Genomic DNA, 24774 nt, shown 5'->3' on the forward strand with positions numbered 1-24774 from the left:
TTTCGGGGTCGATATCACCGAGTACTAGTACTGGTCCAGAAACCGGTCAGATTCCCTGACTCATCAGGTGGCTGCGCAACACGTCGGCTTCCTTGTTCCCCGCGCCGGTGTTGACGATGACGACCGTCTCGTCGCCGTCGAACGCACCGCGCTCGGCGAGTTCCCACGCCCCGCTTGCGGCTGCCGCGGCGCTCGGGATCGGCTCGAGTCCGGTCGACTGTGCGACTCGCACGGCGGCCTCGAGGATGTCCGGATCGTCGGTCGCGACCGCACCGCCATCGGTCTCGCGGACGGCCTCGAGGACGCGCGGGCTTGCGACAGGGTCGGGAATCTCGAGTTCGCCACAGATCGTGTCCGGGTGTTCGACCGGTTCGTGGTCGTCGCGGTCGGCGTCGAACGCCTCGACGATCGGGGCACAGCCTGTAGCCTGTGTCGCATACAGCGCGGGCGTCTCGTCGGTCAGCCCGAGTTCGCGGAACTCGGCTGCGCCTTTGGCCGCACCGACGAGGCCGACGCCGTCCCCGGTGGGGAAACAGACCACGTCGGGGACCTCCCACTCGAGCTGTTCGACGAGTTCGTAAAACAGCGTCTTCGCGCCCTCGTGGCGATAGGGAGTCTCGAACGATCGGAGGGAGTACCAGTCATCGTGTTCGCCCAGTCCCTCCTCGAAGGCTCCGACGGCGTCGCCGAAGCGGCCGCCGACGACGTTCATGTCGCCGCCATGGACGTTGACCATCGCCTTGTTCGTAAAGCCCGACCGCGAGGGGAGATACGCGTGTGCCTCGAGTCCTGCACGGGCTGCGTAGGCCGCGACAGCCTGCCCGCTGTTGCCAGTCGAGGGCAGTGCGACATCGGTCGCGCCGTGTTGGGCTGCCGCCGTGACGGCGACCGATGCGCCGCGGTCCGTCCTCGAGCCCGTTGGATTCCGGCCCTCGTCTTTGATCAGCACGCGCTCGACGCCGAGTTCGGTGGCCAGATCGGGGCAGTCGACCAGTGCAGTCGCGCCCTCTTGAGTCGTTACTGCAGACTCACGCGAAAACGGGAGCAACTCCGCGTAGCGCCACTGCCCGTCGAACGGCCGAGCGGCGAGCGTCTCGCGGTCGAGGTCGATCGCGTCGTACTCGTAGGTTGGGTCGAGCGTGCCGTCACAGTCCGGACAGCGGTGAGACTCCGCAGCGGCGTCGACGGTGGCCCCGCAGTCGACACACTCGAGACCGGTAAAGGCGTCTGTGGTTTCCATACGGGAGTGTTAGCGGCTCGGAACTAAGGGCTGTCCATCGGTGGTCCAATTCCGACAGTGTACGACAGCGGGCGCGCGACGGTGGCACCGCTGTGTCACGGAGCCGATGGAATGGAAAGAGAAACCCGAAAGATCAGTTGTCGCCGGCTTTCGACTGCCACTCGTAGTCGCGGCGTTTGGCCGATTTACCGAAGCCGCACGACGAGCAGACCTTCTTCTTCGTGTGGTAGGACTTCTCTCCGCAGCGACGACACTTGGTGTGGGTCGTCTTGTTTTTCTTGCCTTGTGTCGGGGTTCCTGCACCAGTCATGGAGTGATCGAGACGACGTTGTCGCCGCGTATAATGGTTGTGTCTTCGACCGGGGCATCCTCTTCGACGCTCCCCTCGACGGGGATCGTCACGTCTTCGAGCACCAGATTCATATGCTGATCATAGCCGGCGAGTTCGCCAACGTGTTCGTCGCCACTCTTGAGTCGTACCGTGACGCGGTCACCGAGCGACGCCTCAAGGACGTCCAGCGGTCGTCCACTCATACGCAACACCGCAGGAGACGGGCACTTAATCGTACCGGTCCGGAGTCCAGTACAGCCATATTCCATCCACGAGTCAACCGGTTGGACCTAACCAAACGGCTAAGTGTCCGCTCGTGGACCGGCTACGCATGGGCGACAAGAAGTTCACTTTCATCGAATTGCACTTCGACGGCGACACACAGTTCGGACCGGGAACGATCGGTGAAGCGCTTCCGGTCGGGAGCACGGAACCGACAACGGAGGCGGACTCCGAAACTGAGACCGAATCTGAGGAGGGTGTAGCTGCAGCCGACGACTCCGGTGGCAAAGGCAAAAGCGCCGTCGGCGCGCTGGTCGCACTCGCCGTCCTCGTCGGCATCGCCGTCGCCGCCAAGAAGTTCCGTGGTGGTAGCGACGAGGAAAACGAACTCGAGTCTGAAGAAGAACCCGACGTCATCGTTACGTGACTCCTCCCACGACTGCAGTCGTGGGCGTTCTCCTCGAATCGCTGTAACCGCCACTCGCCGTCGAAGACGGCTATCCGAACCCGTCTCGACAGCGCCACGTTCACATCGACGTAAGGCGAGCCGAACGCTTTTGCGCTTCCTTCCCCTAATCATTGTCGTGAATCTCTATCGTAGCGCCCGGGCCGTTGCCGGGGCGTCCGGTTCCGATGCGATCGACTGGCGATCGGCCGCCGACGCCGCCAAGGCAGCGACCGATCCCGGCACGCTCGAGCTCGAGCCCGGCGAGCGCGAGGGCTACGCCCGCGACGTTCGGGACGCGCGAGCAGCCGTGCGAGCGGTCTCTGGCGTCGAGTTCGATGTACCCGAAACCATCGAGATCCAGAACCGCCACCACTGGATCGACGCCAACGTCGCCACCTTCGAGCGGGTCATGAGCGCCCTCGAGACCCACACCGGCGCGTTCCCCGGCGTCGCCCGGACGATCAACACGGGGACGATGACCGTTCTCCTTTCGTTCCTCGGACGGAACGTCCTGGGGCAGTATGACCCACTCCTGCTGGCCGATATGCCTGATGACGACCACGCGCTGTATTTCGTCCGGCCGAACATCCGCAACGCAGCCGACACGCTCGACGTGGACGCCAACCGGTTCCGTCGCTGGATCGCCTTCCACGAAGTGACCCACGCCGCAGAGTTTGGGGCCGCACCGTGGCTCTCAGACCACCTCGAAGCCCGCATGGAAGACGGGATCGCCACCCTCTCGGAAGGGTCGTTCGACCGCGAGGCGTTCCGCGACCTCGACGCCGCGATGACCGTCGTCGAGGGCTACGCCGAACTCCTGATGGATCACGCCTTCGACGACGAGTACGAGGACCTGCGGCGGAAACTCGACGAGCGCCGACAGGGCCGCGGTCCCCTCCAACGGCTGCTCCGTCGCCTGCTCGGCCTCGGACTCAAGCAGCGCCAGTACGAGCGCGGGAAGAACTTCTTCGAACATATCGTCGCCGTCCGCGACCTCGAGACGGCGGGGCTCGTCTGGGACCACCCGGAGAACCTGCCGACTCACGACGAACTCGACGCGCCGGACCTGTGGATTCGACGCGTCGATCGCTGACAGGGCACTCGAGGTCGATTCTGTGACCCCTAGTCGGCCAGAATCCAGACAAGGTACCACAGCAACGCGCCACCGGCGATGATACCGCCGAGCATCGCGCCGCCGATTACCACCAATGAGGCGTCACTCTGAAAGGCAATCAGGCCGCCTGAAAGCCCGACCAGCAACACGAACACGATTTTGAGCTGATCGGCCGCGTTCGGCTGCGTCCTCGAGCGCGAAGGTCCACGCTGTGGGCCGCGATCCCGACTCATAAGTCGTGTGGCGCGCTGACGTGCATCATGACGAATCGCCAGTCGCGCGCACCGTCGCCGGCCGATGCCTGCTTTACGAGCGTGGCACTCCAGCGGCTATCGAAGCGGTGTCGATCGCCGCTTGTCGTGTCCGTCCAGACCATCGTGACTTCGTCGGCCATCGTCGCGAACTCGTCGTGCTCGTCGACGACGAGATGCCGACTGCTGACCGCCCAGTCGTCTGTCGTTTCGGTCTGTTCTGCGAGTGCCCGCGCGATTTCGTCGCTCCCGAACAGGGACTCGCTAATACCGAACTTGACGGTCGACGCGTCGTCACGGAAAAACGGAACGAGCGGCTCGCCGTTGCGGAGTGCGTCGTAGTAGTCGCGGACGACGGCCTCGGCGCTCGGTGACATAGCACTATGCTCGAAGCGCGATCCCAAAGAGCCACCGGACGCGAACGCAGGGTATTGCTCCTCGACCGGCAGTCTCACATGAAGCCCCGATCGACTTCGTCCGTCTCGATCAGGTCGTCGAGTTCGCTGTTCAATAGCTCGTCTGCTTCCTCGAAACGTTCAGCGAGGCCCTCGAGTTCGTCAGGGCGGTCGTACTGATCGTACGCCATCGGCCCGAAGGCGGGACTCTCGATGGCCTCCATCACGTCATCGAACAAGTCCTGCGGGCGGGTCGGCGCGTCCGCGTGCGTCTCGAGAACGGTCTCGAGACGCTTCCCGACGGTCTCGGCCTGAGCTTCGTCTTCGGGCGGGGATTGGACCGCAAAGCGGCTACCCGCGTCACGTTCGGGCATGAACGAGCCGATTTCGTCATCGAGGTTGCGGGCGACTCGCGTGCCGACGCCGCGGACCTCGAAGGGATTTTTGGCGTATGTTTTCAGGAAGAAGACGCCGGCCCGGGGATGCGCGAGGTACATGTCTTCGCCGACGCCACCGGCGCGGTCACCGGCGACGGCGCGCCAGTCCTCCGGATCGACATCTCGCTCCGTGACGTCCTCGAGTATGTCCTGCCACTCGCGTATCCGCATACGCGCCGGTTGGATCGCCGGCAGAAAGAACGTATCGATTACCTCGACAGACGCCCCGAAACGACTGTTACACGAGACAACGACAAATTCGAGCCATGCGGCCCGTGGATGTGAGACGGAACCAAAAGGGATACGACAGCTCCCATCACAGGGAACGTAACCGACGCTTTCCCTATGTCCGGCCGTCACTCACTCTCGTTTGTCGAACTGTTTCGTGCCACGCCGGTGAAAAGTTCGCTGCTGACGCTTGCTCCGCTTGCACTGGCACTGGGACAACTCGGCAATAGCTACGTCAACGGCGTCTCGCCGGCCGTCTCGGTCGGTTTTGCCGCCGTAATGGTGATATTTGCCGCCGTTGCGATGAGCCACCACGCTGCCGAACACCGCATCCGTCGCCTCGAGGCCGACTACGGACCGAAACGGATCTAAATATCCGTCTCGGGTTCGGTTGCGACCGTCCGCGCGTCGCGGGCCTCGTAGGCGTTGTATCCCGCAAGTCCGGCGACCAACAGCCCGGACGCGATCGTGTTCCAGAACGGGCCGCCAGTCATCTCGAGCAATGCTGCCGAGACGATGAGCCAGATACCAAGGATGGCGACCAGCGATGCAATGGCGGTACTAAGCGGGATGTCGTTGGCCAGACGGTAGTAGTTGTAGCCCGCCGCGACGCCGATAACGAGGCCGACCAGCACGTTGTTCCAGAGTGGTGCCGCCACCGTCTCGAGGACGACCGTTGACAGCGCGACCCAGACGCCGAGGGCGGCGACGAGCAGGCTGATGACCGACGTCTTGCGCCGGCGCTCCTCGTCTGCGACTTGGGTCGGGTCGTCACGTGGGTCACGGCCCGTCTCCGTTCGATCACCGAAGCCGGTGCCCGAATCGATGTCGGCCGCTGTCGTTTCGGTGCGGTTGGGTGGCCCGTCGGCAGTGCCGTCCTCGGGCGGGCCACCCGACCGACGGTCGTCGCTGTTAGGGTCACTCATAGCAGACAGCGGTTGGCGCTCACTCGCAAAAGCGTCCGCGTCCGTTCTTCTCATCACGGTTCGATTGATAGCAGAGACGGTTCCGCATCTCACTGAAACGGACAGTAAACACGTCTTATCGACGGGTGAACGCGACTGGCCCGCAGCGAATCTCGCTGGTCATGGCCGAGCGACCGATAGCGTTTTTGATCGTTCGACCGTGACAGTCGCCTGTGTACGTACGCGGAACCGTCGCTGACGAGGTCGACGTGCGGTCGGTGTCGACGAGCTACGGCGAAAGCGAGCTCGCCGAGGTGCCGCTTCGAGTAGCCGACGATGGGATCGAACCGCCCGGCGACGCGACACCGACGCTTGGCGACGGTGGAACGGCGGCCATCACGGACGGCGACGAGACGACGACGGTGACGCTCTGGAACAAGTGGACCGAGTCGGCCGAGTTGCTCGAGCCGGGGATGGAACTGCTCGTGACGAACGCGAAAGAAGAGGAATATCAGGGAGAGACGCAGTACGCGACGACGGGCGACTCGTATGTCGTCGTCGAACCCTCCTTTCTGGTCAGCGTCACGTCGATCCGCAACTGGGTCGAGTGTCCCCGGCTGTACTACCTAAACAAGCTCTCGGGCGTCCCGCTGAACTATCCCGTCGTCAAGGGGACGCTCGTCCACGAGGTCTTCGGCGACCTCTTGCGGGGCCGCGACCTCGAGGAGTCGATCGAGGCCCGCATCGAGGAACGGGGTCTCCAACTCGGCCTGCTGGGCGAGACGCCCGATGCCGTCGCCGAAGACGTTCGTGAGAACGCCACAGCAATTGAGGGCTGGCTCGAGCAGGGCCGGCTCACTGAAGACGACAACTGGCGCTCGGAACAACTGCTCATCAGCGAAACGTTCGGCATCCGTGGTCGGGCCGACGCCATCCGGCGGGGCGCGCCAGTCGAACTCAAGACAGGGAAAAATCTGAAGAAGGAACCCCGATTCAAGGACAAGGTCCAGGCCGCCTGTTACGCGCTGTTGCTCGAGGAACACGGCGGCGACGTCGATACCGGAACCTTACTCTACACGAAGAACTCGGCGCTGGATCGCAACGAAGAGACCGGCGACCTCACCCCTGCGAAGGATTTCTCGATGGGCGATGGGCTCCTGAAGTACGTCGTCCGCCTGCGCAACGAGATCGCGGCGATGGAGATGTCGGGCGACATCCCGACGGGCTACGAAGCCGACGCGAAGTGTGAATACTGTTTCGAGCAGGACGCCTGCATGGTCGTCTCCGGCCGCCTCGATCAGGAATCCAAGGCCGGCCAGATCGGCCAACCGCTGCCCGAGGCGGAACGCGAGTACTTCGAGCGCTTCTACCGGGCGATCGAGGAGGAACGCCATGAGGTCCACCGCGAGTACGCCAAACTCTGGGAACAGAGCGCCGAGGAACGGGCCGATGACGACCGCGCGCTGATCGACCTCGAGTTCGTCGAAAAACGTCCGCTCGAGGGCAGCCGCTGGGAACTCAGAGCGCGCCGCGAGGGCGGGGCGACGTCGAAGCTCCGCGAGGGCGACCTCGTCCTTGCCAGCGACGGCCACCCGGTTCGGGGCGACTCCGAGTTGGCACGGATCGAGCGGTTAGACGACGAGATCGTGCTGACAGCAGACGAGCCAGTCGAAGTCACACGCCTCGACGTCTATCCGTCCGAACTGACGACTGACCGGCTGCTCGTCGCGATGCACGACGCGCTCTTGAAAGGCGACGAGCGACGCAAGGATATCCTGTTCGGCCGTTCCGAACCGGAGTTCGAAGCGATCGACGAGACGTTCATCGACAACAACGAGCGCCAGAACGAGGCCGTGACGAAAGCCGTCGGCGCGCAGGACTGTGCGCTGATCCACGGCCCGCCGGGTACCGGGAAGACCTATACCATCGCCCAGGCCATCCGTGCGATGGTCGAGCGCGGCGAGCGCGTCCTGCTGTCGGCCTTTACCAATCGTGCCGTCGACAACGCACTCGAGGCCACCCTCGAGCAGTTAGAGAACGTAATCGATACCGACCGCGTCGTCCGCGTCGGCTCCGAAAGTGGCGTTCGTGAGGATATGGAATCGCACCGACTCGAGCGCGCGGGCGATCCCGACGACCGCGTTGCGAAACTGCAGAACGCACAGGTCGTGGCGGCGACGACCGCGACCTGTGGCTCGCGGGTGATGAAAGAGCAGGCCTTCGACGTGGCGCTGGTCGACGAGGCAGCCCAGCTCACCGAGCCGGGAACCTGTGCGGCGATCAATCTGGCCGAGCGGTTCGTTCTCGTCGGCGACCACGAGCAGTTGCCGCCCGTCGTACGTGCCGAGAACGACCTCACCGAGTCGCTATTTGAACGGCTCGTCGATCTGTATCCCGATGCCGGCGTCATGCTCGACCGTCAGTACCGGATGAACCAGCGCATTCAGGCCTTCGCCTCTACCGAATTCTACGACGGCCAACTGCGGCCTGCAACGCCGTCGGTCGCAGGGCGGACGCTCGACGATCTCGAGGGCGTCTCCAGTGAGGCGCTGCCCGCAACGTTACAGGACCCAGTCACGTTCGTCGGCGTCGAAGGTGATCGAAGCCGGTACACCGACAGCGAGGAAGCCGCCCGAATCGCCGATCTAATCGAGGCGTACGAGGCCGCCGGCCTCGAGCACTCCGAGATCGGTGTCATCGCACCCTTCCGCGCGCAGGTCTCGGAAATATCGAAACACGTCCCCGACGACGTCGCCGTCGACACCGTCGACCGCTTTCAGGGCTCGAGTCAAGAGGTCATCATCGTCTCGTTCACTGCGACCGATACGTTAGAGGGGCCGATCTTCGAGGATTATCGCCGGATCAACGTCGCGTTGACTCGGCCCAAACGCGCGCTCGTGCTGGTCGGCGACGCGCAGGCACTTGCATCCGATCCGGTCTACGAGCGCATGCTCGCATGGGCACGACGGTAACGTGTCTGGACGGCATGAAACTCCGACATTTATCTTCCGCTGCGCGTAACGACCGATGAAATGCGACTCGAGGAGCAGAGTGCGCTCGTCCGAGATGCCGTCACCGCCGAGTACGCAGAGATCGTCGTCTTCATCACCGAACTTGGCGGAACGACCGCACTCATGCTCCTGCTCGCAGTGCTGTTCTGGTGGTCGAGCCGTCGTCGAAGCGCGCTCGTGATCAGTTACGCGGTCGCAGGACTGGCGCTTATGCTCTCGCTGAAGACGCTGTTTGCGCTGCCGCGGCCGCCAGCAGATGCCATGCTCGTTGCACTCGAGGACGAACGCACCGGATACGGCTTCCCGAGCGGACATGCTTTCGCCGCGGCCGTCGTCTACGGCGGGCTCGTCTCTGCGTACGACCGGACTCGGGACCGACGGGCGCTGCTTGCTGCCGGGGCGCTCGTCGTCCTCGTCTCGCTTTCGCGGGTCGTTCTCGGTGTCCACTACCTCGGCGACGTGATCGTCGGTGCGGTCCTCGGGGTCGCGTTCGTCGTCGCCATGGACCGGCTCACGGGTGGCGATCCGACGATCGGCTTCGCGACCGCGTTCGTCCTCTCGGTTCCCGCGGTCGTCATCGCTGGCGGGACGACCGACTCGTTGCTCGGTCTCGGCGGCTCGATTGGCGGCCTGCTGGGCTCGCAACGGCTTTCGGCCCTGCCAGAACTGCGTTCCCGGCTCGAGGGACTCGTTCTTCTCCTCGTCGGTGGAGGATTCGTGGCCGTCGTCCAAGCCGCTGAATCTGCCGTCGAAGCGGTCGAACCCCTCCTGGTCGTGCTCTACGCGATTCTCGTTACCAGCATCCTCCTCGCGCCGGCCGCCGTCGGCCGGCTCGAGGTCGACGCATTCGAGTCGCGGTGAGCGTCGTCCGACGGTCGGTGGTAGCACCGTCGATTCGCTGGTGTCCAATATCACGCAGACGATCACGCTATCGAACCAATACTTATTGTTAGCAGCCCTATATGATGATACATGGAACTCGTCACCACTGAAACGGTCCCCGGCCGCGAGGTTCACGAATCGCTTGGCATCGCACGCGGAAATACGGTCAAAGCGCGAAACGTCGGCCGCGATATCACACAGTCGATCCGTAATATCACCGGCGGTGAGCTCAAAGCCTACTCGGAACTGCTGACCGACGCGCGCGACGAGGCGATGTCACGCATGGTCGCGGACGCCGAGTCGATGGGTGCCGACGCCGTCGTCAACGTCCGACTCGAGAGTTCCGAAATCGCAAACGGCGGCTCGGAAGTCATCGCCTACGGCACGGCCGTCCGACTCGACTGAGACGGCCTCCTCTCAGACGGTCTGATTGTCGTCGACGCGCTAAAAACTCGCTTGCTCGAGCCGCTCACTCCTCACGATCCGCCTGCTCCCAGAGTGGATACAGCTCGTCCTCGATCGGCTCGGTAATGGACTCATCGTCGAGGATGAGTTCCGGTTTGTCACCCTCGAGCGCGCCGACGGTGCCGATCGCCGCAGCTTCAATCTCCGCAGCCTCGAGATCGGCAAGACACGCCTCGAGCGCGTCCTCGGGAACGGTCGCGAGCAACGCGCCGGAGCCGAAGATTCGCAACGGATCGACGCCGGCGGCAGCACACAGCGTCGCCGTCGGCTTGCGGACCGGAACGGCATCGCGAGCCACCTCGAGCCGGACGTCCGAGGCGCGGGCCACCTCGAGCAAGCCCGACGTGACGCCGCCTTCTGTGGGGTCGTGCATCGCCGTCGCGTACTCGCGGACGATTTGGGCCTCGGGAACGACGCTGATCTCCTCGAGATAGCCCGCAGCACGCTCACGGATTTCAGGAGCGATATCGAGGTCGTCGCCGAAGTCCGCCGCGAGGATAGCCGACCCCTCGATACCTGCTGCTTTGGTGAGGACGACGGCATCGCCTGGCTCAGCTCCGCCGGTCGGAACGTACCGCTCGGTCGCCCCTATCGCCGTCAACGAGAGCAGCGGCCGCTCAAGTTGATCGACGTACTCCGAGTGACCACCGACGATCGACGCGCCGAGTTCACGCGCTGCGGCGTCGAGGTCACGAGAGATTTCCTCGAGGACGTCCGTGTCGACGCCGGTCGGGAGCAATACGACGGCGGTCAGCCAGCGCGGGTCGGCCCCTGAGACGGCGATGTCGTTGGTAGCGACGGCGATGCCGAGTTGGCCAACCTGCGAGGCGGCCAGCGAAATCGGATCGGAGCTGACCACGAGCGTTCCCTCGCCGTCGGGCCAGTCGATCGCGGCGGCGTCCTCGCCCTCGGCCGGGCCCTGTAATACCGTCTCGTCGGTCTCGGTCGCCCCCGTTCGCTGAAAGACGTGCGTGAGCAGGTCGTCCGGACTCACCTTGCCGGGCATACCACGAACTGGGTCGATGCGCGGCTTGTAGCTGTCGAAGAACTCGCTTCTCGATTCGCTCAGGCGTCAGGCGCGACCGCGTCCATCGTCCGGCGAATCCCCGTCTCGTCGGCACCACGCGGGAAGCTGACTGCGATGGCGTCGAGCCCGTCGATCGCCTCGTAACGTGCGAGTTGCTCACGAGCCGTCTCCACATCGCCGACCGCACAGAGATCGTCGAGAATGTCCTCGTCGACCAACTCGAGCGCGCGCTCGCGGTCGCCAGCCTGCCAGGCGTCGTAGATGTCAGCTGCCTCGTCGTAGCCTTGGCGCTCGAGGGAATCGCGGTAGAACGTCCCCATCCCGCCGATATAGAAGGCGACGTGCTGGCGGGCGAGCGCGCGGGCTTCCTGGGGATCGTCAAGCACACAGCAGGTGACGCCGGCGGTGACCCGGACGTCATCGGAGTCACGATCACCGAGGGCAGCACCGCGTTCGATGTCCTCGAGTCGGGTTTCGATCCCCTCGGGCGTGAGCATGATACCGTGCCAGCCGTCGGCAAAGCGACCCGCGAGTTCGACCGCCTTGGGTCCCATGCCGGTGACCTCGATCGGTGGGGGCGTTTCCGGCGGGTCACAGCGCAGGCGAAACCCCGACAGCTCGAAGTCGTCGCCGTCGTAGTCGACTGGTTCGCCCGAGAGGACCTGTCGGACGATTTCGACCGTCTCACGGGTTCGTTTGAGCGGGTTGCCGTACGTCATCCCGTGCCAGTTTTCGATCACGACGGGGCCACTCGGGCCGAGTCCCAGCCGGAACCGGCCCTCCGAGAGTTCCTGAAGTGTCGCCGCCGTCTGACCCAGCAAGGCCGGCGACCGCGAGTAAGTGTTGAGAATGCTCGAGCCGACATCGATCGACTGCGTTCGCTCGGCCATCGCCGAAAGGACGGTGACGGCGTCGCGACCCCACGTCTCGGGGAGCCATGCACAGTCGTAGTCGGCGTCTTCAGCCGCCTGCGTATAGTCGACGATCGAGTCGATCGTCGGCTGTGCAGCGACGGGAAGGTGGACATCTCTGTCAGTCATCGTCATACACAGTTGGCGTACTGCCTTTTGGCTGTATGGAAACCGGAGACGACCTGTCTCCCGTTTATCACAGCACACCCATCCCGGATACCAGCTTCTAACCAGTCCGATAGCGATGAAACTCGAGGAAACATTCAAACCACTGTACAAATTAATGGACTGTCATTATGGACTTAGAAGAGTTCGTACACTCGAACGAACCGGACGCAGATCACAGCGGCTTCGAAAAAGCCAATAAACGACTGCTCGACATCGCCGTCGATGGAACGGTGATGGTAAAAGCCGGCTCGATGATCGGGTACACCGGCGAGCTGACGTTCACCGGAAAGTCGTCCGCCGAAGGTGGATTGACCGGGTTCGTCAAGGATGCGGTGTCCAGCGAAGGGACACCGGTGATGGAAGCCGAAGGGGAGGGGCATCTCTACGTCGCCGATCAGGGAAAGAAGGTCCAGCTCCTCGAGCTCGACGCGGACCAGTCGATTTCGGTCAACGGCACTGACGTACTCGCGTTCGAATCAACGATCGACTACGAGATCAACACGATTAGCAGCCTCTCGGAAGTCGCTGCCGGGGGTCTGACGAACGTCTATCTCACTGGTCCCGGTTCGGTTGCGATCTCGACGCACGGCGATCCACTGGTGATGACACCGCCGGTAGTCACGGACCCGGACGCGACCGTCGCCTGGAGTACCAATCTCTCGCCGTCGTTTGCGACCAATAAAACGATCGAGATCGGTCAAACCTCTGGAGAAAGTATTCAGATGGAGTTCACCGGCTCGGACGGGTTCGTCGTCATCCAGCCGTACGAAGAATAACGCAGGGTACGACAGGCAGGTAATTTGTTACTAGATGTCGTTTCACTTGCAAACCCCAGCTAGCAGTACCTGTGTGAGAACATATCGTTAAGTGGCTCGCGGTTGCTGTCAGAGATCGATGAGTGGCTGCGAGTCGACCGACGGCTGGGAGGCCGTCTTCTGGGACATCGGTGGCGTCATCCTTGCGCTCGACTCCGTCCAGCGAGCCCACGCCGAGTTCGTCGCACGCCTTCTCGAGCACCACAGCATCGAGACGACGCTCGAGGCGGCCATCGACACGTGGCAGACGACCGTCGGGGAGTACTTTCGTGAGCGTGATGGGACCGAGTTCCGCGCTGCTCGCGAGGCCTATCACCGCGGTATCGAGGCGATCGTCGGCGAGGAGGTGCCCCGAGACGAGTGGGCCCCACACGTCGACGACGTTATCCGGTCGTCACTCAAGCCGGTCTCGGGTGCACCCGAGACGATCGCGCGACTGGCCGACCGGGACGTCCATGTCGGCGTCGTCAGCGATATCGACGACGCGGAGGGGCGTGCCATACTTGAGGGGTTCGGCGTCTGTGAGCACCTCGACTCGATGACCACGTCCGAAGAAGTCGGTCGGACCAAGCCCGACCCGGCAATCTTCGAGACGGCCCTCGAGAAAGCCGACGCCGAACCGGGACGATCGCTGATGATCGGTGATCGGTACACACACGACGTGAGAGGGGCTGCCGCGGTTGGCATGTGTGGTGTGGCGTTCGGCGCTGCCGATGGTCCCGCCGTCTCCTATCGTATTGACACACCCGAAGAGGTGCTCGAGATCCTCGATGAAGAGCGACCGGAGACAGCATGACAAAATCGGCGCTCGCCGAACGAACGAAACGTCTCATTGACAGTGACGAGCCGCTATCGCACACGAAGCCGAACCGCGATAGAACGGGTCGTCACCGCTCGCTGCGTTCCTTGCCGAGGTCTTCGTAGATCTGGGGATCAGTCTGGAACTTGAGGACGTTATGAACCGCCGAGTTTCGAACGTTCTCGATGACCTTGCCGTGTTTCGAGTAGCAGTCGTGGATCCACTTGGGAACTTCCTGCCGGTCGCGAAACATCATGATCGTCTTCCACTGGTACTCCCCATCGGCGAGGAAGAAAAACAGGGTATGTTTGTCCGCTCGGATGTCCTCCATCGCGGCCCGCCAGTGGTCGGCGAAGTGTTCGGTATTGAACTTGAACTCGAACAGCGCAAAGATATAATATTCCTCGTTGGGGATTATCGCCTCGCGGAAAACCCCCTCGTCGCGCATCCGTCGGATCGACTCGCTGACGGTGACGTGGGAGACGTCGATGTCGTACTTGTCCTCGAGGACCGTGGTGAGCTCCCGCGAGGAGAGCTGTGGATCGTCGGCAAGCTCGGTGAGAATCGCGATATCCCGATCTTTAAAATCCCAATTCGGTGGATCGCTGCTCATGCTAATGCAACTGTCGTGGCGGCCCTGATATAGATTGATATTAGATCGATCGGACGGCCGTCGTGCGTTCGCATGCAGTGACGTCACCGACTTTGCGAGTCGGCGTCTCGAGTCGTCGAGAGCCCCGCCAGCGACTCCTCGCCGATCTCCTCGAGGACGTGCTCGTGAAACGACTGGAGGGCGGCGCTTTCGTCGTCTGCGAGGACGACGTCGCTGGCCGACAGCGTCGCGAGCCCGAACGCCCGCGGCGTCGGCGAGTCGAGGAGTTGCCGCAAGTAGTCAAGCTCGCCCGCGTCGATCGCGTCGACGATGGCCTCGATCTCAGCGACGTTGAGTTTGTCCTCCAAGATTTCGCGATACGTTTCCTCAATTACGGCGAACTGCTCAAGATCTTCGGCGAACCCGAGCAACATCTCGCTCGAGACCTGCTGTTCGCTGGCGGACTTCTCGTAGCCCTTGTAGCGTTTGAGGATCATCAGCGAGCGGGTCGCGTTGATCCTGAAATAGCGCTGGAGCAGGTCGGTCCCCGACAGCGCCGCCCGGAGATCCGCGCGGACATCGCCGGCCTCGAGGTCGGCGACGATCCCCTCGAGATCGACTTTCCGGTTGAGCGGCATCGAGAGGACAAAGCCGTTGTCCGCGACCGCGACGCGGACGTTTGCCGTCGCTTCCTGGGCACAGCGATAGGCCAGCAGGCGGGAGAGGCCATCGTTGACTTTCCGGCCGTAGTTCGAGCGGACGTAGTAGTGGCGTTCGTACTCCTCGCGATCGCGGACGACCTCGATTGCGAGCCGGTCGGGCGTGCTCACGCTCTCCGTGCCCGCGTACTGCACTTGGTGGTCGAATAGCCGGGCGATCGCGCGGACGCTGTCGTCGTCCAGCGGAAGCTCCCGGAGCCACGCGCGAACCCGCGGCGGCCCACCCGCGTCGTAGCGCTCGAGGAGGGCGCGCTGAAACGCAAGGATCTCGCAGCCAAGATCGTACGACAGGGGCAGCCGCTCGGAGTACCACGAGGGAACGGTCGGACGAGCGCTCGTGCGGTCGACGTAGACCTTCGAGCCGCGCCGGTAGCGGTACTCGAAGTGGTCTCCGCCAAGCACGAAGACGTCGCCTTTCTCCAAGGTATCGAGATACCCCTCGTCTAGCTGGCCGACCCACTCGTCGCTCGCCCGCGTGTGGACGTCACAGGTAAACGAGTCGGGGATCGTCCCGATGTTGGTCATGTAGATGACCCGCGCGAGTCGGCCGCGTTTGCCGATCAGCGGCTCGCCGACCGGGTACGCTTCGTGATGGTGCTCGCCGTCCGGCGGGTCGTTTTCGTCGCGCCAGACCTTCGCATAGACGTTCTTGTCCTCGAGACCGGCATACTCGGCGGTGAGATATCGCATAAGCGACTCGTACTCTTCGGTCGAGTAGTTCCGGTAGGGGTACGCCCGCCGCAAGATCCCTTTCAGTTCGGACTCGGGCCGGATCTCGGCGATCGCCATCCCGTAGACGTGCTGGGCGGCCACGTCCTGAGCGTTCTCGGGGATCGACACCGAGTCGACGAACCCCTCCGTGGCCGTCTTGAGCATGACCGCACACTCGATGAGTTCGTCCCGGTCGAGCGCGATCACCCGTCCTGTCACCGTTTGGCCGACGCGGTGGCCTGCCCGGCCGACCCGCTGGAGCAGAGCGGCGACGCTTTTGGGCGAGCCGACCTGCACCACGAGATCGATATGGGGCATGTCGATTCCCAGCTCGAGGCTCGTCGAGGTGGTGACGACCTCGAGATCGCCGTCTTTTAGCCGCCCCTCGACGTCCTGGCGGACCTCCTTTGAGAGGCTCCCGTGGTGACAGGCCGAGTTGGCCTCGTCGTAAGCGTCGAAGCGTTCCCGGAGGTTGTGGAGGACTCGCTCCGAGCCCGAGCGCGTGTTGGTGAATACAAGGGTGTTCGTGTGGTCCTGAATGTGATCGTGGAGTTGCCGATAGAACCGCTCCTGGACGACCTCGCGGGACGTGTTGATCAGATCGGCGGTCGGACACTCGAGTTGCAGGTCAAACTCGCGAGCAAAGCGGGCGTCGACGATCTCGTAGTCACGCGGCCCACCACCCGGCTCGTCGCGGCCCACCAGAAACTCCGCGACACGGGACAGCGGCTCGATCGTCGCCGAACAGCCGATGCGCGTGATCTCACCCGTTGCCAGCGACTCGAGTCGCTCGAGACTCACCGCAAGATGGGTCCCCCGCTTGCTCGCCGCCAGCGAGTGGATCTCGTCGACGATGACGTACTCGACGGTGCGGAGTTTCTCGCGGAACTTGGGCGAGTTGAGCAAGATCGCGAGCGTCTCCGGCGTCGTATTGAGGATGTGGGGCGTCTCCTCGAGCATCCGCTGGCGGTCGCTAGAGTCGGTATCGCCGTGGCGGATCGCGTGGCGGATCTCGCCCATCGACGCGTCGTCGCGCTCGGCCGCGATCTCCTTGATGCCCTCGAGTGGCACCTCGAGATTGCGGTGAATATCGTTCGCGAGAGATTTCAGCGGCGAGATGTAGAGGCAGTACACCGAGTTCTCGAGGCCAGCGCCAGCGGGAGACGCCGTCTCCTGGGCAGACGGGCGCTGCCCGTCGACGTCGTCAGCATCCCGTTCCCGCCGGTATAGCGAGTTGATAATCGAGAGAAACGACGACATCGTCTTGCCGCTCCCCGTCGGCGCACAGACCAGCGTGTTCGTCCCCGCGTCGATTTTCGGGATCGCACCGCGCTGTGGCGGCGTGAAGAACCCTTCATTTTCGGGGACGAACTCGCCGAATTCCTCGAGCCACCATTCTTGAACTGCCGGCTCGAGAGAGTCGAAGACATCTCCATCCCTGATCGTGACGGCGGCCGGATCGAACGGCAGCGAATCGTCGGCAACCGGCAGCTCGAGGCGCTCGTCCCCGTCCATTACCGTCGTCTCCGGGACCGGCGTGTAAGAGCGTTTGGACAGTGCAGTGAAAGTGAAACCGCAACTCGACGGTCTCGACCGCAACTGTCGATCTCGGCTATGAATACCTTCGAACCGGTGGTCGCCAACTTACTGGATCCACAGCCGTCCGCTCGACTCAGAAACGGAGAATCGGCACAATTCTTATCATTGACTCACCACTTCAATCTCTGATTACCGTGAACTGATAACCAACAGTCATAGAATCCCGGATTATGAAATCACCTATGAAAAATTGCTCACAGTGGGTTGTCTGACGCACGTCATTAGAGGAACGTGCGATTTTATATATCGGTACCTGGCAGCGGTGATTGTGCAAAGCACTCACTCAATCAGCCTCACGGTTGTCGAGGAAATCGCCAAACGAGAAGGGGTTTCGCCGGAAGAACTTCGGCCGCCGCTTCACTACGCTATTGACACGGATGCACTTGACTCACTATTCCAGTCGACCGATAGCGAGAAGGTCCCCTCCACGGTCAAATTCGCGTACAACGGTTACATGGTCTCGATCGACGAGACGGGAGACGTGGACGTCACAGATCACACGTCAGTCACAGAGGCGGACAAAACGGTAGTGTGAACCGATTCGGAACTCTCCCCACTCGATCTTGATCCCTTATACGCTGAACAGGCGCAATACCACGTCCTTGAGGGCGTGGATACGCGCCGTCACTTGATGCAACAATCGATCGCCTGTTGCATGGCCGGATATTCTCTACTGGATCAGTACTATCATGTTCTTGAGAGTCATAACTGGTTATGAAGCCAGAAATAGATGCGTACCGTCCGAACCTTCGAGGCGTCAATCGCCAACCCACAGCAGGTGAGTGATGACCTCGATCAACTCGGATGGGCCGCATCGAAACTCTGGAACGTCAGTCGCTACTACGCACAAGAACAGTGGGACGACACGGGCGAGATCCCCGATGACGGGGAACTCAAAGCCGAACTCAAAGGCCACGACCGCTATACGGACCTTCATTCTCAATCCAGTCAGCGCGTTCTCGAAGAACTCGCTGAAGCGTTCACCGGCTGGTTCGCAAAGCGTCGGAACGGTGATGACCGTGCCCGACCGCCCGGCTACCGCAAACGCGGCGATTCCCACCCACGTTCTACTGTGTCGTTCAAGGCGGCTGGCTTCAAGCATGATGCACAGTTCACCCGCGTTCGCCTCTCGAAAGGCCGCAACCTCAAAGAACACCGTTCGGACTTCGTGCTGTGCGACTACGAACTCCGCCCCGACGTAGATCTTTCCGAGTGGGACATCCAGCAGGTCCGGGCCGTCCATAAGTACGGCGAGTGGCGGCTACACTTCGTCTGCCGAAAGTCAATCGACCCCGACCCACCGGGCGACGGTGTTGCGGGGGTCGATCTCGGTATCTCAAACATCGCCGCACTTTCGTTCGGGAGTGAGTCGATCCTCTTCCCCGGTAACGCACTGAAAGAGGACGAATACTACTTCGGGAAGCAGAAAGCGAAGTGTGACGAGAGCCGATCGAACGAGCGCCTTCGGTTGGACCGGAAACGTACCGAACGTCGAACCCACTTCCTCCATACCCTCTCGAAACAGATTGTTTCGGAGTGCGTAGAGAGGGGTGTCGGGACCATCGTAGTCGGTGATCTCGAAGGGATCCGTGATGACGAGAACGGCGAGTCTCGCAACTGGGGCTCGCATGGCAACCTCGATCTTCACGGGTGGGCGTTTGACCGCTTCACGTCGATACTCGACTACAAGGCGGAAACGGAGGGGATCGATGTATTGATTGAGTCCGAACGTGATACCTCAAAGACGTGTTCCGCCTGTGGGACGACAGACGGCAATCAGCGCGTCGAACGTGGGTTGTACGTCTGCGAGGAGTGCGATACCGTCGCGAATGCGGACGTGAACGGTGCAGAGAACATCCGACAAAAAGTAACTCCAAGTCCATCTCAGGATAGGAGTAACGGCTGGTTGGCACAGCCTTCAGTCCAGCTGTTCGATCGGAGCGAGGGCCGTTTCGTCCCGCGAGAACAGGTCATGGACTGCAAACCCTAATATCCCAATGGCGGTCGGGATTCCACGTCGTTCACGGCGTGGAGGATGTCAAAACTTCTTAACACTATATAATACGAAGACACAACGGCTGTCCCTGTAGTGACGCCTCGTTCCGTATCATAAACGACGCTCCGTATCGAGGGTAATCATGACCACACGGACGGCCCCACTTGATATCGCTTCGTGACAATGGTACTTCAGTCACAAGTTCACTGCTGAGAGAACGTGCCGTGGTCCATTTTCACACCTCGGCACAGTGGTCGCATCGCTCTCCGTTTGATACGGCGTGAAAATGGGACCGCCGAGAATTGAACTCGGGTCCTACGGACCCCATCCGCAGAGGATACCACTACCCCACGGTCCCGTACTTGGATCGATGGGCGTCTGCCGTTTAAGGGTGTCGTTTCACCGGAGGTGTGTCACCCGGTTTCGAACCCACAGCCGACCTCAGACCAGCACGCGCTCGAGGTCAACGACGAGGCCGCTGTCGGCCTCGAGGTCCCCGACGAACGTGCCGAGACAGACCGCCGCGCCGTTTGGCGTGTAACAGGCGACGAGTGAGTCATGCTCGATGTCGTCGTCGGCGTCGAGGACACCCGGCGCGTAGACCGGTGCGCCCTCAGCTACTTCGCGGGCGGCGCTTTCGGCGATCACGACACTGGGAATCCCCTCGAGAATCCGTTCGGCAGGGTCGACGACCTCGTACAGCGGGTCAGGATCGTCGTCCTCGAGCCAGAACGCCAGCGCGTCGAGGAAGTCATGCGCGCTGTGAAGGGTTCGGTCGTCGAACGGCTCCGTCATCGTCCGGCGGAGGTGTCCCATGTGAGCGCCGGTGCCAAGTGCCAGTCCCAGGTCGTGACACAGCTTGCGGACGTAGGTGCCGCTCTCACAGCGGATTCGAACGAGGAGGCGTCGCTCTTCGGCCTCAAGGACTTCGAGATCGTAAATCTCGCGCACGCGTAGCCGGCGAGAGACGGCGCTCTTGCGCGGGGGCTTCTGGTAGATCGGCCCCTCGAACTCGGCGACGACCGATTCGGCGTCGGCCGGCACCGGCGCGTGACACTCGAGGACGGCGACGTACTCTTTGGCACCCTCGAGAAAGACCGGCGCGAGGCGGGTCGCATCGCCGAGCATGATCGGGAGACAGCCGGTTACTTTGGGATCGAGCGTCCCCGCGTGGGCGGCGCGGTCGATGGTGACGTCGCGACCGCGTTGGCCGAGCGTCTCATCGACGGCGTCGCGCAGCCAGCCGCTGACCTGATGTGAGGACGGTCCTGGTGGTTTGTCGAGGTTGACGACGCCGAAGGTGAGCAACTCGGTGGGCGAACGTTCCTCGGGTGGACCACGAAGCGGCATTAGAACTCGTAGGTAGTGTCGACGGGTGCTTTCCCTTCGTCACCGTCGGCGTCGTAGCGTTCGACGGCGGTGACGAGCATATCGAGAACCGCCTCGGGCTCCCAACGGGCCGTGTTCACCGAGAGATCGTAGATCGTCAGATCGCGGATATCGATCCCGTAGTACTCCTCGTAACGCTGGGCCTCACTGGCCTCACGGGCCGTCGTTTCCTCGGTTGCGCGGGCGGGGTCTTTTCCTTCGCGTTCGGCGATGCGCTCACCACGAACCTGTGGTGGGGCGTCCAGCCAGAAGCGAAAATCAGCCTGCTCGGCAGCCAACCAGCCGGCGAGTCTGGACTCGAGCACCAGATCGTCTTCCTCGACGGCGATCTCGCGCAGCCGGCGGTCGAGATCGCGATCGATCTCGTCGTTTTCCTCAGCGAGTTTATTGAACTCGAGGGGGGTGTAGCCGCGTTCGTCGGCCAGTTCACGAAAGATGTCACCGCCGCTGACGTGGTCGAGTTCGAAGGCGTCGGCGAGCAACTCGGCAGTCGTGCTCTTCCCGCTGCCCGGCGGGCCGGAGACGGTGAGTAACATAATCGATCTGCGAGCGGGCGGGTAAAATGGGTTTTGAATCCGCGAGCCCGACCGCCGATAGCGGCCACACACGACAGTTTACAAGTGGTCGAACCGGCGACGCGTCGTGATGGTTGAGGGAATCTGGCGGTCAGGTGCCCGTCGGCGACATGTCGATGTTCAGCGACTTGCGCAGGATCTGGGAGAAGCCCATCGAGCACAGGAAGTACCAGACGATCCAGGCCGGCATCGGACCCACCAATCCAGCCTGCCAGTCGGTCGAGCCGACGATCGGCAAGACAGCCGTCGCTTCCGCGCCGCTGAGGCCGACCGACTGGATCTTCCAGTACATCCAGAGGAACAGCGGGATCGTCAACAGCATGATCCAGACCATCGGGCGGAACTGCTCTTTGAACATCCCGAGGTTGTCCGCCATGGCCTCCATCTGCTCTTCACGGACCTGCTCGAGTTCGTTCTCGAGCCGTTCGATTTCGGCCTCGCTCGCGCCGCGTTCCTCGGCTTCTTTCTTGCGCTTGCGAAGATCTTTTTGCTCTTCCTGGACGGCTTTCATCCGCTCTTGGTACTTGCCCATGACCTCCGTGTTCATCAGGTTCGCCTGCAGCAGCGACGAGTACAGGCCAGTGATCAGTGCCACGGAGAGGATCACGGCATAGAAGGGCAACGCCGCGTCGAGCGGTCCGAGAACGATGTCTATCGTTCCACCCACAACGTTTCGAATCGAGTCAAACCAGTAGCCGGGCATCAACAGGAGCGCACCGACCCCAGCCAGCTTGTCCCACTGCGACCAGCTCGACTCCTCGTCGTCGATATCGACGTCGGCGCTGGCCACGGCACTGCTCCCGCCACCGTCACCGTTTCCATCGAGGGCCCGGTCGTAGGCCTCACGATCGGCGATCGCGAACCCTTCGTCGCCGTCGACTAATACGCCTTTCTCGATCAGCCGCCCCCACTGGCCACTCGTCAGCTCGTCGCTGACGTCGGCCCACTGGACCTCGCCGCCGTTCTTGTCGGCTTCCTCGCGGATTGCCTCGAGCGCATCCGCCATCGAGGAATCCTCACGGACGAGGGCGTCGATCTTCTCGGCTGTACGCGTCATCTGCCCAAAGCTAGGCGTCGTCCGGTATACAAGTGTTTTTCTTCGGTAGTCACAGTATCCACGAGACCGAGGCTGTCGTCGACCGCTCGAGTACAGGTAGATATACTATTCGCTATTTTTCAGCCAATATGAACTGTTTGATCGGTCGGACCTTTTATTATATGCATCTCCGAATTACTGGATGATCGAAATGACTTTGGGACGCAATGACGGCACAGCGATGCCGTCGGAAAGAGGGGTGTCCGCGATACTTGGTTTCATTCTGTTAATTGGGATGGTGGCAAGCATCAGCGTCGGTATCCTTCTCTTTGCCGGAAGTGCGATGGAAGATGCGGAACAACGAACTGAGAACGAACGCGTCGAACAGTCGTTCGTTGAATTAAAACAACAGATGACAACAGTTTCGAGGAGTGGTGCCACGTCGCGGTCAATGACTATCGACGCTGGTGACAAAGGTGCGATCGTGAAGACTGACACCGGAACTATCAATATCACCAGCACCGGCGACGAACTTGATCAACCAATAAACATCTCTATCGGCACGGTTGAATATGTCGGTGATGATGGGACCAAAATCGCTTATCAAGCAGGAGGCATCTTTCGGGAAACCGGAAACGAGACTCAAGTCGTGTCTGCGCCACCAATCTACTATGATAAGGGATCTGGAATAAACGATGAGACATTCACTTTCCCAGTCATAGAAGTATCTGATGATACACAGATAAGTTCGGGTGAAATTGCGATTTCACAGACAATTCCTCCAGATCGTAGGGATGTTCCTCCGCTTAAAAATAGTACAATAAAAGTCAATGTTACAAGCAAGTACTGCGTTGGCTGGGAGAATTACTTTAGACAGGAGACAAAGGAAGGTGGTGACGCAATCCAAGAGAGTTGTAACGAAGGAAAAGAAAGAAGAGTAGTCGCCGAGCTCGGCCGGATCAGCCGGGAGTACCTATTCGAGAGCGGTGGAGCGATTATCGCTCCTAACGGCTATGAAGATGACTTTTGTACCGGCGGCCCCGGGAACTCAAACTGCCAAATTGAAAGTAAGACAGTGGATAATCCACCAGTTCTAGATAAATATATAAAAGACATTATTAAAAAAGCTTCTAATAGTAGTGAGTACGAAACGCCCTCTGAATCACAGTATGATGAACTAGATGACGGAAAATATTATATTGAAGGAATAGACTCGAGTGATGAATTTGAGTTTGATCTTAGCGGAGGGAATGCAACTCTTGTCGTCGCCGGTGAGATGGATCTAGGTGAAATAGAAGTTTCTGGCGATAATGACTTGAAGATATATACTAACGCAAGCAAAATAACTATTGGTGGAGACGTTCATCATGGTTCAAAAGATGGGTCTGGTGCTCAACATATACAGACTTTCGGAACGTCAAACACAACAATAGACGGCAGTCCAAATAAAGGAGGATACTATGAGGGACTAATATATGCCATGTCTAGAGAAAATAAAAAATGGGGGAATGATATTCAACAGGGGAATCCAGATGAGAAGTGCCAAGCTTTCGTCCAGGCAAACGGTGTAACGATCGACGGAGCCGTGGTAGCATATGGTGTTTGCGCCCAGAGTAATGGTATGGGAGGGATCAAAGACAACGATGCGTTCCAAGATGAGCTAATTGACCTATTACCAAGAGGATATAAACTATCACCTGATGTCTATTATCTGAATATCGCAGAATATAAAGTCCAAATTGAACGACAGTGAAATAGTCAATTGTTTAATTAGTCTCGAATTGTAATTCTCAATAACACAGGCTGATGTTGACGTCATCGAGCTCCTGAAAATCAACTGAGTTCGTATATCCGTTCCTACACCGCGTCTTCGATTGTCGCCTTCACGTCTTCCCAGACCTCGTCGGGTGCCTGCTCGCCGTCGACACGCTCGAGGTCGCCTTGCTCGTCGTAATATTCGATGACCGGTTCGGTGTTCTCGTGGAAGACTGACAGTCGTTCGCGGACCGTCTCCTCGGTGTCGTCGTCACGCTGGACGAGTCGCTCCTCGACTTCGGGGTCCTCCGGCGGGTTGTATTCGACGTGGTAGATGTCGCCCGTCTCGGGGTCCATCCGGCGGCCCGTCAGGCGGTGGACGAGTTCCTCCTCGCCGACCTCGAGGTACAGTGCGAGATCGAGGTCGGTCATGCCCTCGAGTTCCTCGGCCTGCTCTAAGTTACGCGGATAGCCGTCGAGAACGAAGCCGTCGGCCTGGCTGAGTGCCTCGTCGACGATGGCGTTGACGACCTCGTCGGGGACGAGCTCGCCCTGATCCATGTATTCACCTGGCGTGTCGTACTCGGTGTCCATATCGGAGATGTCCATCTCCTTGTTGTTCCGAAGCGCGTCGCCGGTGGTGATGTGATCGACGTCGAATTCCTCGATGATCTTTGCGCTCTGGGTCCCCTTCCCTGCCCCGGGTGCACCCAGGATCAGGATTCGTGGCTGTGCCATATGGCACCGTTCATG

At 61.2% G+C, this 24774-nt stretch carries 26 protein-coding genes and 1 tRNA gene; 11 read left to right on the forward strand and 16 right to left on the reverse strand.

The window, feature by feature from the left end:
• Nucleotides 1-46: 46 nt before the first annotated feature.
• From BSG09_RS02065 to BSG09_RS02075, 3 genes are all read right to left on the reverse strand, one after another.
• Complete coding sequence (locus BSG09_RS02065) at nucleotides 47-1240, reverse strand: threonine synthase (protein ID WP_092929606.1); 1194 nt, start codon at nucleotides 1238-1240, stop codon at nucleotides 47-49.
• A gap of 133 nt (nucleotides 1241-1373) precedes the next feature.
• Nucleotides 1374-1550, reverse strand: coding sequence for a 50S ribosomal protein L37e (locus BSG09_RS02070; RefSeq protein WP_092929608.1), 177 nt, complete (start codon nucleotides 1548-1550; stop codon nucleotides 1374-1376).
• Nucleotides 1547-1774, reverse strand: coding sequence for an LSM domain-containing protein (locus tag BSG09_RS02075; RefSeq protein ID WP_008011591.1), 228 nt, complete (start codon nucleotides 1772-1774; stop codon nucleotides 1547-1549). The genes BSG09_RS02070 and BSG09_RS02075 overlap by 4 nt, the downstream gene beginning before the upstream one ends.
• A gap of 128 nt (nucleotides 1775-1902) precedes the next feature.
• On the opposite strand from BSG09_RS02075, the gene BSG09_RS02080 reads away from it, so the two are divergent.
• A complete protein-coding gene (locus tag BSG09_RS02080; protein WP_092929611.1) occupies nucleotides 1903-2220 on the forward strand; it encodes a hypothetical protein in 318 nt (105 codons plus the stop codon).
• A 157-nt stretch (nucleotides 2221-2377) separates the two neighbouring features.
• The gene (locus BSG09_RS02085; RefSeq protein WP_092929613.1) at nucleotides 2378-3334 is read left to right on the forward strand and encodes a zinc-dependent metalloprotease; all 957 of its coding nucleotides are present in this window, start codon (nucleotides 2378-2380) and stop codon (nucleotides 3332-3334) included.
• A gap of 29 nt (nucleotides 3335-3363) precedes the next feature.
• On the opposite strand, the gene BSG09_RS02090 is transcribed toward BSG09_RS02085, so the two are convergent.
• The 3 genes from BSG09_RS02090 to BSG09_RS02100 form a co-directional block, all read right to left on the reverse strand.
• Entirely contained in the window at nucleotides 3364-3588 is a 225-nt protein-coding gene (locus BSG09_RS02090; RefSeq protein ID WP_092929615.1) for a hypothetical protein, read from the reverse strand.
• Nucleotides 3585-3983, reverse strand: coding sequence for a nuclear transport factor 2 family protein (locus BSG09_RS02095; RefSeq protein ID WP_092929617.1), 399 nt, complete (start codon nucleotides 3981-3983; stop codon nucleotides 3585-3587). The genes BSG09_RS02090 and BSG09_RS02095 overlap by 4 nt, the downstream gene beginning before the upstream one ends.
• A gap of 74 nt (nucleotides 3984-4057) precedes the next feature.
• Nucleotides 4058-4609: a hypothetical protein gene (locus tag BSG09_RS02100; protein ID WP_092929619.1), complete on the reverse strand. Its 552-nt coding sequence runs from the start codon at nucleotides 4607-4609 to the stop codon at nucleotides 4058-4060.
• Between the two features lie 174 nt (nucleotides 4610-4783).
• Between BSG09_RS02100 and BSG09_RS02105 the strand changes: the two genes are divergently transcribed.
• Nucleotides 4784-5038, forward strand: a complete 255-nt coding sequence (locus BSG09_RS02105; protein ID WP_092929621.1) for a hypothetical protein — start codon at nucleotides 4784-4786, stop codon at nucleotides 5036-5038.
• Here the strand turns inward: BSG09_RS02105 and BSG09_RS02110 are convergent.
• Entirely contained in the window at nucleotides 5035-5592 is a 558-nt protein-coding gene (locus tag BSG09_RS02110) for an SPW repeat domain-containing protein (protein ID WP_092929623.1), read from the reverse strand. The two genes, BSG09_RS02105 and BSG09_RS02110, sit on opposite strands and share 4 nt — an antisense overlap.
• Before the next feature lie 212 nt (nucleotides 5593-5804).
• On the opposite strand from BSG09_RS02110, the gene BSG09_RS02115 reads away from it, so the two are divergent.
• The 3 genes from BSG09_RS02115 (at nucleotide 5805) to BSG09_RS02125 (ending at nucleotide 9869) form a co-directional block, all read left to right on the forward strand.
• Nucleotides 5805-8543, forward strand: a complete 2739-nt coding sequence (locus tag BSG09_RS02115; RefSeq protein WP_092929625.1) for an AAA domain-containing protein — start codon at nucleotides 5805-5807, stop codon at nucleotides 8541-8543.
• A 60-nt stretch (nucleotides 8544-8603) separates the two neighbouring features.
• On the forward strand, nucleotides 8604-9443 hold the full coding sequence (locus BSG09_RS02120) for a phosphatase PAP2 family protein (protein ID WP_175542124.1): 840 nt from the start codon (nucleotides 8604-8606) through the stop codon (nucleotides 9441-9443).
• A gap of 111 nt (nucleotides 9444-9554) precedes the next feature.
• Nucleotides 9555-9869, forward strand: coding sequence for a YbjQ family protein (locus BSG09_RS02125; protein WP_092929627.1), 315 nt, complete (start codon nucleotides 9555-9557; stop codon nucleotides 9867-9869).
• Between the two features lie 64 nt (nucleotides 9870-9933).
• Here the strand turns inward: BSG09_RS02125 and BSG09_RS02130 are convergent, their stop codons facing one another.
• Together BSG09_RS02130 and BSG09_RS02135 are read right to left on the reverse strand one after the other, a co-directional pair.
• The gene (locus tag BSG09_RS02130; protein ID WP_092929629.1) at nucleotides 9934-10935 is read right to left on the reverse strand and encodes an AIR synthase family protein; all 1002 of its coding nucleotides are present in this window, start codon (nucleotides 10933-10935) and stop codon (nucleotides 9934-9936) included.
• Between the two features lie 59 nt (nucleotides 10936-10994).
• Nucleotides 10995-11996 (reverse strand): TIGR04024 family LLM class F420-dependent oxidoreductase, encoded by a 1002-nt coding sequence (locus tag BSG09_RS02135; protein ID WP_092930126.1) that lies wholly within the window; start codon nucleotides 11994-11996, stop codon nucleotides 10995-10997.
• A 167-nt stretch (nucleotides 11997-12163) separates the two neighbouring features.
• On the opposite strand from BSG09_RS02135, the gene BSG09_RS02140 reads away from it, so the two are divergent.
• Entirely contained in the window at nucleotides 12164-12811 is a 648-nt protein-coding gene (locus BSG09_RS02140; protein WP_092929632.1) for an AIM24 family protein, read from the forward strand.
• A 118-nt stretch (nucleotides 12812-12929) separates the two neighbouring features.
• A complete protein-coding gene (locus BSG09_RS02145; protein ID WP_092929634.1) occupies nucleotides 12930-13646 on the forward strand; it encodes an HAD family hydrolase in 717 nt (238 codons plus the stop codon).
• Between the two features lie 91 nt (nucleotides 13647-13737).
• Here BSG09_RS02145 and BSG09_RS02150 read toward each other — a convergent pair whose 3' ends face one another.
• Entirely contained in the window at nucleotides 13738-14262 is a 525-nt protein-coding gene (locus BSG09_RS02150; protein ID WP_092929636.1) for an Lrp/AsnC family transcriptional regulator, read from the reverse strand.
• 83 nt (nucleotides 14263-14345) lie between these two features.
• Entirely contained in the window at nucleotides 14346-17186 is a 2841-nt protein-coding gene (locus tag BSG09_RS02155) for an ATP-dependent helicase (protein ID WP_092929638.1), read from the reverse strand.
• 352 nt (nucleotides 17187-17538) lie between these two features.
• Between BSG09_RS02155 and BSG09_RS02160 the strand changes: the two genes are divergently transcribed.
• Complete coding sequence (locus BSG09_RS02160) at nucleotides 17539-17805, forward strand: HalOD1 output domain-containing protein (protein ID WP_092930128.1); 267 nt, start codon at nucleotides 17539-17541, stop codon at nucleotides 17803-17805.
• Nucleotides 17806-18000: 195 nt separating this feature from the next.
• A complete protein-coding gene (locus tag BSG09_RS02165) occupies nucleotides 18001-19260 on the forward strand; it encodes an RNA-guided endonuclease InsQ/TnpB family protein (RefSeq protein WP_092929640.1) in 1260 nt (419 codons plus the stop codon).
• A 293-nt stretch (nucleotides 19261-19553) separates the two neighbouring features.
• On the opposite strand, the gene BSG09_RS02170 is transcribed toward BSG09_RS02165, so the two are convergent.
• The 4 genes from BSG09_RS02170 to BSG09_RS02185 all read right to left on the reverse strand — a co-directional run bounded on the left by BSG09_RS02170 (nucleotide 19554) and on the right by BSG09_RS02185 (nucleotide 22287).
• Nucleotides 19554-19624: transfer RNA gene (locus BSG09_RS02170), tRNA-Pro, on the reverse strand.
• 83 nt (nucleotides 19625-19707) lie between these two features.
• Nucleotides 19708-20616 carry an RNA-guided pseudouridylation complex pseudouridine synthase subunit Cbf5 gene (locus BSG09_RS02175; RefSeq protein ID WP_092929642.1) on the reverse strand — a complete coding sequence of 303 codons (909 nt, stop codon included), beginning with the start codon at nucleotides 20614-20616 and terminating at the stop codon, nucleotides 19708-19710.
• Nucleotides 20616-21191, reverse strand: a complete 576-nt coding sequence (cmk, locus tag BSG09_RS02180) for a (d)CMP kinase (RefSeq protein ID WP_092929644.1) — start codon at nucleotides 21189-21191, stop codon at nucleotides 20616-20618. Before cmk ends, BSG09_RS02175 begins: the two co-directional genes overlap by 1 nt.
• Nucleotides 21192-21321: 130 nt before the next feature.
• Nucleotides 21322-22287: a DUF106 domain-containing protein gene (locus BSG09_RS02185; RefSeq protein ID WP_092929646.1), complete on the reverse strand. Its 966-nt coding sequence runs from the start codon at nucleotides 22285-22287 to the stop codon at nucleotides 21322-21324.
• A 220-nt stretch (nucleotides 22288-22507) separates the two neighbouring features.
• Here BSG09_RS02185 and BSG09_RS02190 point away from each other — a divergent pair, with 220 nt between their 5' ends.
• On the forward strand, nucleotides 22508-24019 hold the full coding sequence (locus BSG09_RS02190; protein WP_463508174.1) for a DUF7289 family protein: 1512 nt from the start codon (nucleotides 22508-22510) through the stop codon (nucleotides 24017-24019).
• A gap of 104 nt (nucleotides 24020-24123) precedes the next feature.
• On the opposite strand, the gene BSG09_RS02195 is transcribed toward BSG09_RS02190, so the two are convergent.
• Complete coding sequence (locus BSG09_RS02195) at nucleotides 24124-24759, reverse strand: adenylate kinase (RefSeq protein WP_092929650.1); 636 nt, start codon at nucleotides 24757-24759, stop codon at nucleotides 24124-24126.
• Nucleotides 24760-24774 lie beyond the last annotated feature (15 nt).

The organism is Natrinema hispanicum, assembly GCF_900111485.1.
In the GTDB taxonomy this organism is placed as follows: Archaea; Halobacteriota; Halobacteria; order Halobacteriales; family Natrialbaceae; genus Natrinema; species Natrinema hispanicum_A.